The organism is Virgibacillus sp. 7505 (assembly GCF_002272135.1).
In the GTDB taxonomy this organism is placed as follows: domain Bacteria; phylum Bacillota; class Bacilli; order Bacillales; family Amphibacillaceae; genus Terribacillus.
The window spans coordinates 1-12,431 of sequence record NZ_NPBF01000023.1; the positions used below are offsets into that span (position 1 = coordinate 1).

General features: G+C 41.5%; 17 protein-coding genes and 1 pseudogene. 14 read left to right on the forward strand and 4 right to left on the reverse strand.

Features of this window, described 5'->3' with window-relative positions:
• Nucleotides 1-93: pseudogene (locus CHH91_RS21245) on the reverse strand (NAD(+)--rifampin ADP-ribosyltransferase); the annotation flags it as partial.
• Nucleotides 94-676: 583 nt separating this feature from the next.
• Between CHH91_RS21245 and CHH91_RS09480 the strand changes: the two are divergent.
• Nucleotides 677-949, forward strand: a complete 273-nt coding sequence (locus CHH91_RS09480) for a holin (protein ID WP_095223207.1) — start codon at nucleotides 677-679, stop codon at nucleotides 947-949.
• 186 nt (nucleotides 950-1,135) lie between these two features.
• Here the strand turns inward: CHH91_RS09480 and CHH91_RS09485 are convergent, their stop codons facing one another.
• Complete coding sequence (locus tag CHH91_RS09485; RefSeq protein WP_095223208.1) at nucleotides 1,136-1,687, reverse strand: TetR-like C-terminal domain-containing protein; 552 nt, start codon at nucleotides 1,685-1,687, stop codon at nucleotides 1,136-1,138.
• Nucleotides 1,688-1,830: 143 nt separating this feature from the next.
• Between CHH91_RS09485 and CHH91_RS09490 the strand changes: the two genes are divergently transcribed.
• The gene (locus tag CHH91_RS09490) at nucleotides 1,831-2,589 is read left to right on the forward strand and encodes an SDR family oxidoreductase (RefSeq protein ID WP_095223209.1); all 759 of its coding nucleotides are present in this window, start codon (nucleotides 1,831-1,833) and stop codon (nucleotides 2,587-2,589) included.
• 99 nt (nucleotides 2,590-2,688) lie between these two features.
• On the opposite strand, the gene CHH91_RS09495 is transcribed toward CHH91_RS09490, so the two are convergent.
• Nucleotides 2,689-2,910, reverse strand: a complete 222-nt coding sequence (locus tag CHH91_RS09495) for a DUF2188 domain-containing protein (RefSeq protein ID WP_095223210.1) — start codon at nucleotides 2,908-2,910, stop codon at nucleotides 2,689-2,691.
• A gap of 180 nt (nucleotides 2,911-3,090) precedes the next feature.
• On the opposite strand from CHH91_RS09495, the gene CHH91_RS09500 reads away from it, so the two are divergent.
• On the forward strand, nucleotides 3,091-3,471 hold the full coding sequence (locus CHH91_RS09500; RefSeq protein ID WP_095223211.1) for a hypothetical protein: 381 nt from the start codon (nucleotides 3,091-3,093) through the stop codon (nucleotides 3,469-3,471).
• A gap of 290 nt (nucleotides 3,472-3,761) precedes the next feature.
• Here CHH91_RS09500 and lexA read toward each other — a convergent pair whose 3' ends face one another.
• Entirely contained in the window at nucleotides 3,762-4,391 is a 630-nt protein-coding gene (gene lexA / locus CHH91_RS09505; protein WP_095223212.1) for a transcriptional repressor LexA, read from the reverse strand.
• 284 nt (nucleotides 4,392-4,675) lie between these two features.
• Between lexA and CHH91_RS09510 the strand changes: the two genes are divergently transcribed.
• From CHH91_RS09510 to CHH91_RS09560, 11 genes are all read left to right on the forward strand, one after another.
• Nucleotides 4,676-5,335: a YneB family resolvase-like protein gene (locus tag CHH91_RS09510; protein WP_095223213.1), complete on the forward strand. Its 660-nt coding sequence runs from the start codon at nucleotides 4,676-4,678 to the stop codon at nucleotides 5,333-5,335.
• A 42-nt stretch (nucleotides 5,336-5,377) separates the two neighbouring features.
• A complete protein-coding gene (locus CHH91_RS09515) occupies nucleotides 5,378-5,602 on the forward strand; it encodes a DUF896 domain-containing protein (RefSeq protein ID WP_095223214.1) in 225 nt (74 codons plus the stop codon).
• Between the two features lie 126 nt (nucleotides 5,603-5,728).
• Nucleotides 5,729-7,732, forward strand: coding sequence for a transketolase (gene tkt, locus CHH91_RS09520; protein ID WP_095223215.1), 2,004 nt, complete (start codon nucleotides 5,729-5,731; stop codon nucleotides 7,730-7,732).
• 157 nt (nucleotides 7,733-7,889) lie between these two features.
• Complete coding sequence (sirA, locus tag CHH91_RS09525) at nucleotides 7,890-8,288, forward strand: sporulation inhibitor of replication protein SirA (RefSeq protein WP_095223216.1); 399 nt, start codon at nucleotides 7,890-7,892, stop codon at nucleotides 8,286-8,288.
• Nucleotides 8,289-8,331: 43 nt separating this feature from the next.
• Entirely contained in the window at nucleotides 8,332-8,553 is a 222-nt protein-coding gene (locus CHH91_RS09530) for a YneF family protein (RefSeq protein ID WP_095223217.1), read from the forward strand.
• 268 nt (nucleotides 8,554-8,821) lie between these two features.
• Entirely contained in the window at nucleotides 8,822-9,568 is a 747-nt protein-coding gene (locus tag CHH91_RS09535) for a nucleotidyltransferase domain-containing protein (protein WP_286160738.1), read from the forward strand.
• 256 nt (nucleotides 9,569-9,824) lie between these two features.
• Nucleotides 9,825-10,238 (forward strand): YndM family protein, encoded by a 414-nt coding sequence (locus CHH91_RS09540; protein WP_095223218.1) that lies wholly within the window; start codon nucleotides 9,825-9,827, stop codon nucleotides 10,236-10,238.
• A gap of 86 nt (nucleotides 10,239-10,324) precedes the next feature.
• A complete protein-coding gene (locus CHH91_RS09545; protein WP_095223219.1) occupies nucleotides 10,325-11,020 on the forward strand; it encodes a cytochrome c biogenesis CcdA family protein in 696 nt (231 codons plus the stop codon).
• Between the two features lie 54 nt (nucleotides 11,021-11,074).
• Entirely contained in the window at nucleotides 11,075-11,548 is a 474-nt protein-coding gene (locus CHH91_RS09550; RefSeq protein ID WP_095223220.1) for a Na(+)/H(+) antiporter subunit B, read from the forward strand.
• Nucleotides 11,523-11,882, forward strand: coding sequence for a response regulator (locus CHH91_RS09555; protein WP_176465743.1), 360 nt, complete (start codon nucleotides 11,523-11,525; stop codon nucleotides 11,880-11,882). The genes CHH91_RS09550 and CHH91_RS09555 overlap by 26 nt, the downstream gene beginning before the upstream one ends.
• Nucleotides 11,883-11,911: 29 nt before the next feature.
• Complete coding sequence (locus CHH91_RS09560; RefSeq protein WP_095223222.1) at nucleotides 11,912-12,385, forward strand: CcdC family protein; 474 nt, start codon at nucleotides 11,912-11,914, stop codon at nucleotides 12,383-12,385.
• Nucleotides 12,386-12,431 lie beyond the last annotated feature (46 nt).

Sequence of the window (12,431 nt, forward strand, 5' to 3'; positions counted from 1 at the left end):
GTACTGTGGCACTAATAAATCCCCAACATTTAGTTCTGCTTTCGTACCATGAAAAAAAGGACCATTATCTAAAGCATCTTTTTTGTCATTCATACCGATACACCTCTTATATTTTTAGATTTGTATATAACAGCATAATGTAGGAATTACAAAAAGAGTAGTCTATAAATAATTTCCAAATAATGATACAATGTAAATAGATAGAAAGATTACGACGATATTTACCTTTTATTTTATGGGATATAACTGGTTAAATTCTGTTCCGCACACAAGTTCACCCAGAGGAACTCGTTTAGTGATGGAGAACTTCTAATACCTTTTAAGGAAACCCCGGATACCATTGGTGTCAGGGGTTTTTCTTTATACTATCTAACTTTAGCCCTTAAGGCATCCCACCATTATTCCTGTTCTTTTTTTGTAATCTCCATCCTTACCGAAAAGTTCTGTTCCGAATTTTGTTGGTAGGAGTAAATCGCTGCCCATACTACTGCTCAAATACGTGTTGGCAGAAGATCAAGAATACGCGCCATGTTGCAGCAGGTTATTCAGTATTTCTAAGGCTTAAAGGGTTATATATTTTGATTATCCAGTGGCTCTTGGGACATTTCTTTAATTGAAGGAATTCAGTAATGCAGAAAGGAATTAATAAGTACGAATACAGGAGAGGTGATGATAAATGGAAGAAGTAATGACCTTTGCTTCGATTATCAGCCCTATTGTAATTGCTTTAGTGCAACTTATCAAAAAGACAATCACAGTAAACAACAGGTATTTACCATTGATTAGTTTGCTCATAGGTATTCTCGTAGGATTTTTGGCTTGGCCGTTCACTGATTTGGATGTAGTCTTGAGGCTATGGTCAGGTGGCTTTGCTGGGCTTGCAGCATCAGGATTGTACTCATTGGGTAAAAAGACAATTTCAAATAATAATAATGATAAGGCGGCCTAAGGGTTGGTGCGTATTAAGATCGATGATTTAAAATTAGTGGAAAGCTGTAAAGGGAGAAACGTAAAAAAAGATAGGTAAGTATTGAAATAAAGTGATAGAAGTTTCTGCGTTTGTTAGGCAAACCCCTGGTATCTAGTCAGGGGTTTTTGCATGTAATATAGATTCGTCTTTTGCAATCATATCATATCAATATAATTTAAGAATATTAACTAAATGTATATTCATTTTATCAGCTGATTCTTGAAAATCACGGCGGTACCACTCGATAATTAAGCCTATGATTGAATTTGACATATAGGAGAATAAATAATCTTTTTCCTCGAGGTAAGCTGTATGTTTATCCTCGATAAGGATTGAGCGTATTTCATCGAACAGCATGTAATAATACTCGGTAGATACTTCTTTTGATAAGATTATTTTATAAAACTCTTCATATTTTTTGACGTGATGGAAGATACGGACAGTTTTTGGGTCCAGTTTTTCTCTATCAATATATTCTTTATAGCGATATGGTTCATTATAGGATTTTCGTAGATCTATCATAATCTCTTCAAAAAGTTCCTTGAATACATCTCCAATTTCTTGATAATGAAAATAAAATGTCACGCGATTAATATTGGCTTGTTTACAGAGTTCAGTTATTTTTATCTGAGTTAAAGGCTTCTTTTTTAGTAGGTTCGTTAATGACAAGTGTATATTCTGTTTTGTTTTTAAAACACGCAAATCATTTTTATTCAAAGAAGAATCCCCTTTTATTGAACACTTTTTTAAAATTTGTATCATATTGTACAATCTGATTAATTCTGCTGATTGAATGCGGTTACAAATATATAATATTATTTTATCGAACAAATGTACAATAACTAAGGGGGACTTGTATTATGAGATTAAAAGATAAAGTAGCAATCGTAACAGGTGCGGCTTCAGGAATGGGGAAAGCAATAGCAGAACTTTACGCAAAAGAAGGGGCAAAAGTAGTTATATCTGACTTTAACTTTGAAGGGGCACAAGCAGTTGCAGAGGCTATAAAGGAGAAGGGCGGCGCGGCAATTGCTAACCGTACAAACGTCGCAGAGTCAGCGGATTTGGAGCGGTTATTTGCAGAAACGAAAGAAGCATTTGGTAAATTAGATATTTTGGTTAACAATGCGGGTATTATGGACGGGATGGAACCGGTAGGAGAGATTACGGATGAGAAATGGGATCGCGTCTTTGCTGTGAACACCACTGGTGTCATGCGGGCAATGCGTATTGCTACGAATATCTTCTTGGAACAAGGCCATGGTGTAATCGTCAATAATATATCAGCAGGCGGTTTGCGCGGAGCGCGTGCAGGAGCAGCATATACAGCTTCCAAGCATGCAGTAACTGGATTGACGAAAAATACGGCATTTATGTATGCACACTCTGGTATCCGGTGTAATGGTATAGCCCCGGGTGGGGTCGAGACAAACATAAGTGCATCTATGACGAATATCTCGGAATTTGGAGCTGGGCGTCAAATGACTGGTAATGAAACAATGCCGCGTGTAGGGAAACCAGCTGAAATCGCTCAACTTGCTCTTTTCTTAGGTTCTGATGAGTCAAGCTTCGTCAATGGGCAGGTCATAGCAGCTGACGCAGGATGGACTGCATACTAATAGAAAGCAGAAGATGTATAACAAAACCTGAAACTATTTCAGGTTTTGTTATTTATTTTAAGATTTTAAATGCCCTTTGCGTTCTATCCATGACTAAATTCAGCCCCTTGGCGGGAATGGATCATTTCCATAAGAATCACGTTCCCGAATTCTTCCGTCTCGTCCGTGAATGAAGTGTTCACCTTTAGCCTGCTTGGCTAGTTCTTTCCCATAATCCATTGCTTCTTTCTGCGTGTTAAAGCGGCCTGAAGCACGCTTTGCCCCTTCTTTCTTTACTTGCCAACTGCCATTCCCGTCTGGGGTAGTGTGATAGTTTGACATTATTCCACCTCCAATAATTGGCTCATAGGGTCTATACCACATAATCGCTATATTAATGCAAGTTAGCAGGGTTCAAGCAGTTCTCTAAGTTGTCACTTATTTGTGAAATAATGTACAAACTTTTCAGGAGATTGAAAAACGATATGTGAAATAATAGAACCATAACAAGGAGGAGATCAAATGCCAAAACTACGTGTTACGTTATTTCATGAAATATTGGAACAGTTAGAAGCAGACCAACTCCAAGGAACGAAAGCAAGAGAATACCGATGCGCTGTAGGAACATGCACACCATACGATGTCGTACATCACGCAGAAGTGCTGCTGCAGGAAGGGTTCATTTCAGGTGTTGTAACAAATTCTAAGGACTATAGAGATGTTTTTATTGACGATATCTTAGTAAAAGGACATGAGCTGTTAGCTTTGATGGTTAACCGGCGAATTCTGGATGGTGCCAAGCAGCTGCTTGGGGAGACATACGAAAAAGTGACACCAGGTATCCTTCTCGAAGCATTGAAACTGGCAATAATGAAAAGCACAAAAGAGGAGCTTGCCGTATAGGCAAGCTCCTTATTCATACAATGTGTGTTTAGCGTTCTTTAAGATAATAATCTTCCATACTATGTTGTTCTCTGCGGTAGCTTCTGGTATATCCACATTTACACGAATCAGTGACACTATCAATCTTATGACGGCCTCGCAACTTGCAGACAAGCTTGTAAAACAGCTTCACGATACCACCCGCTTTCTAACTTTTGGTAATAGCTTAATCTAATATACCCAAAAAGTATGTCGAAAGCAGGCAGAAACTGTGTAAATTCTATGAAAAAAAAAACCGGCCGAAGCCGATTTTATTGGATGGAGCGATATAAGCCTATTACTTTCCCTAAAATGCTGACATTATCCAAAATGATAGGATCCATCGTACTGTTTTCCGGTTGCAGTCGTATCTGATTTTCTTCTTTGAAGAAACGTTTCACAGTCGCTTCATTGTCCTCAGTCATCGCCACAACAATTTCTCCGTTTTGAGCCGTTTGCTGCTGTTTGACGATTACCATGTCCCCGTCAAGAATACCAGCTTCAATCATACTTTCCCCAACAATGACCAGAACGAATATATTATCATCCGGACCTACTAAATGGCTAGGTACAGGTACATATTCTTCTATATTCTCCACTGCAGTAATTGGAATACCAGCTGTTACCTTTCCGATAACGGGAGCATAGTTTGCCTCACCGCGGGGAATATCTGTCTGATCATCACTATCCAATGATAATACCTCGATGGCACGCGGCTTTGTCGGATCGCGGCGGATAAGACCTTTCTTCTCTAAACGGGAAAGGTGGCCGTGAACGGTAGAGCTTGATGCCAAGCCGACTGCTTCGCCGATTTCCCTGACGGATGGCGGGTACCCTTTATCGAGTACCTGCTCCTTTATGTATGCTAGAATCGCTTCCTGTCTTTTCGATAGTTTTATCATGTATCGAACACCCCGTGCATATATTTTTATTACATAGAGTATACCATGATAGATTGCAATATACAAACATCCGTTCGAAAAAAAGCCTTGACTAGAACCTATGTTCGTATATAATGGAATTAACAAAGAGAACGCACGTTCTTAAAACACGGAGGGGTCTACCATGTTCAAAAAACTAGCGAAATCAGATCTATTCTATTATGTGCTTTTCGGCTTCACGCTTTTCTTCTTATACTTTACACTTATAATGAGTGTCTAATTAGTCGAACTGAGAGGGTACATCAATGAAAGCAGTCATCTATTGCAGAGTAAGTACAGAAAAGGACGAGCAGGCAAGCTCGATCGAGCGGCAGCGCGAGGAGCTCATCAGTCTTGCTGCGTCCTCCGACATAGAGGTCATCGATATCATCGAAGAAAAGCAGAGCGGTTATGACATCGAACGGCCGGGGATTTTTCGCATGCTGGATTTGTTCACAGCGCGTGAAGCAGACTGTCTCCTCATTCAGGATGAGACAAGGTTGGGGCGAGGCAATACAAAGATTGCTTTGTTCCATCATCTTCAAAAGCTGGAGGTCAAGGTTTATACACTTAGCCAGCATGGCGAATTCCAGCTTTCGGAATCGGATGGTATGGTGCTCCAAATCGTTGGTATAGTCGAGGAGTATCAGCGGAAGATCCATAATATGAAGATCAAGCGGGGTATGAGAAGGGCAATCGAGGCCGGATATAATCCAAGCAAGAATCTGAGCAATCAGCAGGCTGCACCGGGCAGAGAGCGGATTGATTTTCCGATTCAAGAAGTGATCAGGCTGCGAAATAACAAGCTTACTTTCCAGGAAATCAGCTCTGTTCTGCGCGGTATGGGCTTTCATGTATCGAAGGCAACCGTACATAGAAGGTACCAGGAATATCTTTCGCTTGAATCGGAAGACGCTAGCGGGTAACATAGTGTGTATCAACTTTAATGCTTAAAGGAGCATATACACATGTTAAGTAAAGACAAATTAGCACGCCTCAATGCGTTAGCAAATAAAGCAAAGGCAGAAGGACTCAGCCTTAGCGAACAGAAAGAGCAAAAGGAACTAAGACAGGAATATTTGGGAAATGTACGTTCTTCATTCAAAAACCAGTTCAAGTCGATGACAGTTATGGATCGTGAAGGCAATGACGTAACACCAGAAAAAGTAAAAAAATTACGTGAAGAGGAATAAGAAGGGATGGCTGACTCTATGTACAGCCTTTCCCTTCTTTTTCTATATATAAATCCTTGTTTATCGGAAGATTTTTGTATAGGATGAACAAGAGTACATAATTTGCTAGATGAAAGGGATGTTTACATGGTTCAGACTACAGAATTGCTTTCCATTAATACAATTCGTACGTTATCAATCGATGCAATCGAAGCAGCGAATTCCGGCCACCCCGGTATGCCGATGGGTGCAGCGCCGATGGCTTATACGCTTTTCACCGATTTCATGGCTCACAATCCGAAGAATTCCCATTGGTTCAACCGGGACCGTTTCGTATTGTCTGCTGGACATGGTTCCATGTTATTGTATTCCCTCTTGCATTTGTCTGGATACAAAGTATCCATTGATGATTTGAAATCCTTCCGCCAGTACGGATCACGTACACCAGGACATCCGGAAGTCCATCATACAGATGGTGTCGAAGCAACTACTGGTCCGCTTGGACAAGGTATCGCGATGGCTACTGGTATGGCGATGGCAGAGGCGCATCTTGCAGCGAAGTATAATAAAGAGGGCTTCCCTGTTGTAGATCACTACACATATGCAATTTGTGGTGATGGTGACTTAATGGAAGGTATTTCGCATGAAACAGCTTCACTTGCAGGCCACCTTGGCTTGGACAAGCTTATCGTGCTATATGATTCCAATGATATTTCTCTAGATGGTGATCTTCACCACAGCTTCTCTGAAAACGTAGAGGATCGCTTCAAAGCTTATGGCTGGCAAGTTATCCGCGTCGAAGAAGGCAGAAATGTAGATGCGATTCGTGAGGCAATCAAACAAGCAAAAGCGAATACAACACAGCCAACTTTGATCGAAGTGAAAACAGTTATTGGATATGGTTCTCCGAACAAATCAGCAAAAAGCGCTTCCCATGGTTCACCGCTAGGTGTTGATGAAGTGAAGCTTACGAAGGAATATTACAAGTGGGAGCATGAAGAATTCCACGTTCCGGAAGAGGTTTATGGTGATTTCGAAGAGAAAGTCATCAAAAAAGGCGCAGAAGCAGAAAAGGCTTGGAATGAGTTATTTGCTAAGTATGAGGAAGCGCACCCTGAGCTTGCAAAAGAACTGACTACTGCAATCAAAGGTGAATTGCCAGAAGGCTGGGCAGATACGCTTCCGACATATGAAGAGGGCAAAGACAAGACTGCCACTCGTTCTGCTTCTGGTAAAGTATTGAACGCAATCGCAGATGCAGTGCCTAGCTTGTTCGGCGGAAGTGCTGACCTTGCGGGTTCGAATAAAACATTGCTCGCAAAAGAAGAGAACTTCTCCAAAGCCAACTACAGCGGACGCAATATCTGGTTCGGTGTACGTGAATTCGCAATGGGTGCTGCATTGAACGGTATGGCACTTCATGGTGGATTGAAAGTGTATGGTGGTACATTCTTCGTCTTCAGCGATTACTTGCGTCCAGCTATCCGTCTGTCTGCATTGATGGGAACACCTGTGACATACGTATTGACACATGACTCTATTGCAGTCGGAGAAGATGGTCCAACACATGAACCAATCGAACAGCTGCCATCCTTGCGCGCAATGCCTGGCTTGAGTGTTGTCCGTCCAGCAGACGGTAACGAAACACAGGCTGCATGGAGACTAGCACTTGAATCTGATAAGGTTCCAACGGCGCTTGTTTTGACTCGTCAAGATCTTCCGACACTTCCATCCACGCAGCAAGCTGCGTATGAGGGCGTGAAGAAGGGTGCGTATGTTGTAAGCCCAGCCCAGAAGGAAACGGCTGATGTATTGCTTCTTGCAACTGGTTCAGAAGTTCAGTTGGCTGTACGTGCACAAGAAGCACTTCGTGAACAGAACATCGAGGCGTCAGTAGTCAGCATGCCTTCTTGGGATCGTTTCGAGCTTCAGGAGCAGTCCTACAAGGATAGCGTCCTTCCTCCAGCAGTGAAAAAGCGTGTTGGTATTGAAATGGCTTCTCCGCTAGGCTGGGAAAGATATGTCGGTGATGAAGGCAAAGTAATCGGTATTAATACTTTCGGTGCCTCTGGCAACGGAGATAAATTGATTGAAGCATTCGGCTTTACTGTTGAGAATGTGATTGAAAAAGTGAAATCCATTTTGGATTAATAGAAAGACCGGCCGTAGATATTGGCCGGTCTTTTTCTTTTATGACAAAATTCGAGTAAACCTTTTTAACTTCGTGTCTCTTTGCTACAAGTTCCGAGGGATTAAGCATTGTTCCTGGCGTATACTATTCTTTCAAAGGAGAAGGAGGGACAAGCTTGTGAAAGAATACTTCGTCTATTGGGTGAAACACGAGATTTATTTCCGCTATTTTTATAAATCGGATATCCTCTATCGCTTTTTCCTCTCCAGTCAAGTGGAGAATACTGCATATGTGCAAGAGCAGCTGGAATATATCACTTATGATTTTCCTCCCGGAGCGTCACTTCAGCAAGCGCTTCTTCAGGATGATGGCGTCTATATCGAGACGGATCAGCACTATCTCCGAGTGGTATGCGATTCCTTGACGACGGCCGAAGAGACTGTCTTTTCAGAGCTCCGCCACTTTGATTCTTCCTTCTTTATTATAGAGCCAGCAGCCAACAACTGCGGATGGATTGCGCCTATCATAAAAAATGACCTGCAATCACGGGTTCATCTATTGTATTCTTCCTTTTGATTGTCTATACTAGATTAGAGATATTTTGAAGGAGGAAGCCAATATGAGTCCGATCTGGGTCGTACTTATAGCACTGGCTGCATTGATTATCGGCGTTGCGCTTGGATTTTTCATCGCCAGAAGATACATGATGAACTATCTTAAGAAAAACCCGCCAATTAATGAACAGATGCTTCGTACAATGATGATGCAAATGGGTCAAAAACCATCACAAAAGAAAATCAACCAAATGATGCGCGCAATGAATAACCAACAGGGTAAATAAGCAATTATTTCTATATAGCTTTGACGTTTTAAGTTGGCGATTTGGCATTGCAAACAAGGGATTTGATTGCTGGTAATAGTTAATTGAATCCAGGAACCACTTTTTCTGCTGAGAGATTTAGCAGGAAAAGTGGTTTTTTGATTTATTCATATCCTGTTTTATATGGTTGTGTTAAATAATATATTTACACCAGGATGAGCAGTTGAAAAATCATAAGATTTTAATATACATTTCTTGATAACACTAACTGAAGGGGAGTGGTAAAGAGATGCGATCCATCGATTGTGATTGGCTTGAAGAAAGAACCATTATAATGGCTCCAACAGGCAGCTATGCTTATGGAACGAATACGGAAGACTCGGATAAAGACTACAAAGGTATCTGCATTCCGCCAGTATATTACTTCTTAGGATTGGAATCATTCAACGAATATAACAGCAGCGGCGGCAAGAATTTCAAAAATACGAAAGACGATGTGGATATCAATATTATTCATATTACGAAGTTCGTTAAGGACGCAATGATAGGAGTACCAAATAACATAGAAATTTTGTTTTTGAACAAAGATCAGTACTTAAAAATAACAGAACCAGGGCAGCAGCTAATTGATAACCGGCATCTATTCCTTTCTAAAGCAATCCAAAAGAAGTTCGGAGGGTATGCTAATTCTCAAATTCAGAAGTTAAAACAAAGAAATGTCAGCAGATCAGGCAGACAGGACTTGATAGACCTTTATGGATATGACACGAAGTTTTTTATGCATAGCGTCAGGTTACTGACAAGTGCTATTGAGATATTAGAGACAGGCGATTTTAGCACCTTTAGACCAAATCGCAGCTTCTTGCTCGACTGTAGGAAGGGTGCATACACTTTTAGTGAAGCTGTAGAGCTTATAGAGTTACTAGACAATGATCTTAAGAGAGCAGCTGAGCATTCCACACTTCCTGAGAAGCCGGATTATCATGCGATTAATCAGCTTTTGATTCGTATCAATTCGGCGGCAATTGGTAAATAAATCCTTGTCTCAATTAAGAAAGAACCTAGAGTCGTGAATGAAATGACTAAAAAGTAAGATAATATTTACATATAGCTTTGCATACTTCAAAAAGCGATTTAGCATGTCATGAAAACGTGCTGTCATCCTTAGGGGTAGACCTTTTAATGAAGACCAAAGGTATGAAATGTATGAATCTGGCAACACTCTTAATGCAGACAAATAGGTTTGAATCTGCAGCGATAATGGTATTTGAATAAAAAAGGAGTGATAAGAAATGAAACATGTGAAAGCACTTGTGATCAAATTCATCATGATTTTAGCTGTTTTATGGATTGTTTTCACCCTTATGTTCGATACGGAATTCAGCGATACGCTGCTAATGAGTGTCGTTTTGACAATTGCGGCATATGTGATTGGTGACTTACTCATTTTAAGCAGAGCTGGTGACCGAAGTAAGCCTGACGGTGATTTTACAAAGCGGAACGCAATTGCGACAGTTAGTGACGCAATATTGACTTTCATCGTTCTTTGGCTGTTAGGGGAAGCATTATTGAATCCTGATGATAATGTTGTGATGGCATCTCTGATCTCCACGGTCGTAATTGGTATCGGAGAATGGTTCTTCCATCGCTATGTTAATAATCATGTGATCGAGGATCATAATGCCCAAACTGTTGGGATGTCCTGAACTGTGCTATAGTGAAGAATAACTAAAGAAAGGAATCCCTTTTGGGGATTCCTTTTGCTTATAAGTTTTTAACAGGAGGAATTCGTATGGAGGTAACAATACTGCTGGCTGTAACGGCTGGGTTCCTTTCCTTTCTTTCACCATGTGTACTTCCTCTTTATCCGGCATTTCTTTCTTATCTGACTGGTGTCGTTCCAGGTTCACCTGATAAAAGAACATATAAAAACGGATGGCTCCTGCATACAATCTTCTTCCTGATTGGCTTTTCAACAATCTTTTTACTGCTTGGCTACAGCGCATTAGCGTTATCTGAATGGCTTTTTACATACCAATCCTACATACGAGTCATCGGAGGGATCATGCTGATTCTGCTTGGTGCAGTGCAGATAGAGCTGCTAGGAGGAAGGTGGCAGTCATCCAAAACTTTGCTGCGTTTTAAAAACAGGCCGCCTGGATATGCTGGTTCGTTCCTGATCGGACTTTCCTTCGCGATGGGGTGGACACCTTGTACAGGCCCTATACTTGCAGGAATCATGACAAGCGCTGCCTTGCAGCCGTTCGGGGCTGTCCCTCTTATGGCAGCTTATGTACTGGGCTTCAGCATTCCTTTCTTCATTTGGGGATTCTTCGGATCTCGACTGCAACGATTAAGAAGAACCGGAAAAATACTGCATGAAATAAGTGGATATTTCCTGATTCTCATAGGCATTCTGCTTTTATTCGATCTAACGACAAAGATTACTTCCTTTCTAGCCAGTTTTTTCTCTTTTTACGGTTTTTAAATCGTGAAAAAAAGAGAGAAGTAGTTTAAAATATGTAGGGAAAGGGTGTCGAATGTGGAATTTTCGCCGAATAATCTTATTTTCAAAACAACAACCGTGCTCATATCTTTTTTGTTGCTTGGATTTTCGGTCTATCTGTTCTTTGCAGGCCATAATTCTCCGGGTGGAGGATTCATTGGAGGACTTGGGACTGCTGCTGCTTTAGTGCTCATGTATATGGCATATGGCTTCAAGACAGTCAGCAAGATCTTGCCGATCAACTATCGTGTTTTGACAGTAACAGGTGTGCTTATCGCCATCCTGACTAGTGCAGGGTCATTCCTATTTGGACAGCCATTCCTGAGCCATACGTTTACATATATCCACTTGCCTGTTTTAGGGGAGCTGGAATTGGCTACAGCGACGTTTTTTGATCTAGGGGTATATCTTACTGTTGTTGGTATAGCTCTGACGATCATCCTGTCAATCGCACAAGATCGTTCAAGCAGTGAGGAGAATGCAAGTGGCAAAGATACTAATAGTAGATGATGCAAAATTCATGCGGAAAACATTGCGTGGCCTGCTTATCGAAAACAATTATGAAATTGCCGGAGAAGCAGCAGATGGACACGAGGCTGTGTCTCAATATCTGAAAACAGAGCCTGATATCGTCTTTATGGATATTACAATGCCGCATATGGATGGGCTTGCAGCTTTAAAAGAGATTATCACACAGGATCCAAATGCAAAGGTGATCATGTGTTCTGCCATGGGGCAGCAGCGCATTGTCATGCAAGCGATCGAGCTTGGCGCGAAGGACTTCATTACGAAGCCTTTTGAGGATACGAGGGTTATAGAGACGGTTGAACGCATTCTCAATTAAAGAAATGTAAATTGAAAGAAGGTAAGGGTATGACATTACCTGTTATCATCAGTACCATCCTGGTTGCATGTATGGGCCTTGCGGTTGCAATGGTCCGGATGCGGGCAGCTGCAAGACCGGTAACGGCGAAGAAAATCATCCTGCCGCCGTTATTCATGAGCACCGGTGCACTAATGTTTCTTTTCCCGGTGTTTCGTGTGCCGTGGTGGGAGGTCTGGTTCTCGCTTGGAGCCGGAATCATTTTCTCCAGTCTTTTAATTTTGACTTCCAATTTTGAAGTGCGGGATGAGAAGATATTTCTGAAGCCTTCGAAAGCATTCGCGGTAATCATTGTCGGACTTGTATTTGTTCGGGTATTGTTGAAGGTCGCGATAGGCCAGACAATTGAAATCGGAGAGATGGGTGGGGTATTTTTCCTGCTGGCGTTCGGTATGATCGTCTCTTGGCGGATTGCGATGCTTTGGAAGTACAAAAGGCTCGAAAGACGCTTACAAATCACCTGATGGTTGGCAAAAGACTTTCTTCCAGTAAGAAGGTCTTTTTTCATAT

Bases quoted from the DNA above. Each gene is read 5' to 3' on its own strand.
- lexA (WP_095223212.1), bottom strand. From the start codon at position 4,391: ATGATAAAACTATCGAAAAGACAGGAAGCGATTCTAGCATACATAAAG.
- tkt (WP_095223215.1), top strand. From the start codon at position 5,729: ATGGTTCAGACTACAGAATTGCTTTCCATTAATACAATTCGTACGTTA.
- CHH91_RS09530 (WP_095223217.1), top strand. From the start codon at position 8,332: ATGAGTCCGATCTGGGTCGTACTTATAGCACTGGCTGCATTGATTATC.
- CHH91_RS09480 (WP_095223207.1), top strand. From the start codon at position 677: ATGGAAGAAGTAATGACCTTTGCTTCGATTATCAGCCCTATTGTAATT.
- CHH91_RS09515 (WP_095223214.1), top strand. From the start codon at position 5,378: ATGTTAAGTAAAGACAAATTAGCACGCCTCAATGCGTTAGCAAATAAA.
- CHH91_RS09535 (WP_286160738.1), top strand. From the start codon at position 8,822: ATGCGATCCATCGATTGTGATTGGCTTGAAGAAAGAACCATTATAATG.
- CHH91_RS09495 (WP_095223210.1), bottom strand. From the start codon at position 2,910: ATGTCAAACTATCACACTACCCCAGACGGGAATGGCAGTTGGCAAGTA.
- CHH91_RS09490 (WP_095223209.1), top strand. From the start codon at position 1,831: ATGAGATTAAAAGATAAAGTAGCAATCGTAACAGGTGCGGCTTCAGGA.
- CHH91_RS09545 (WP_095223219.1), top strand. From the start codon at position 10,325: ATGGAGGTAACAATACTGCTGGCTGTAACGGCTGGGTTCCTTTCCTTT.
- CHH91_RS09540 (WP_095223218.1), top strand. From the start codon at position 9,825: ATGAAACATGTGAAAGCACTTGTGATCAAATTCATCATGATTTTAGCT.
- CHH91_RS09500 (WP_095223211.1), top strand. From the start codon at position 3,091: ATGCCAAAACTACGTGTTACGTTATTTCATGAAATATTGGAACAGTTA.
- CHH91_RS09510 (WP_095223213.1), top strand. From the start codon at position 4,676: ATGAAAGCAGTCATCTATTGCAGAGTAAGTACAGAAAAGGACGAGCAG.
- CHH91_RS09560 (WP_095223222.1), top strand. From the start codon at position 11,912: ATGACATTACCTGTTATCATCAGTACCATCCTGGTTGCATGTATGGGC.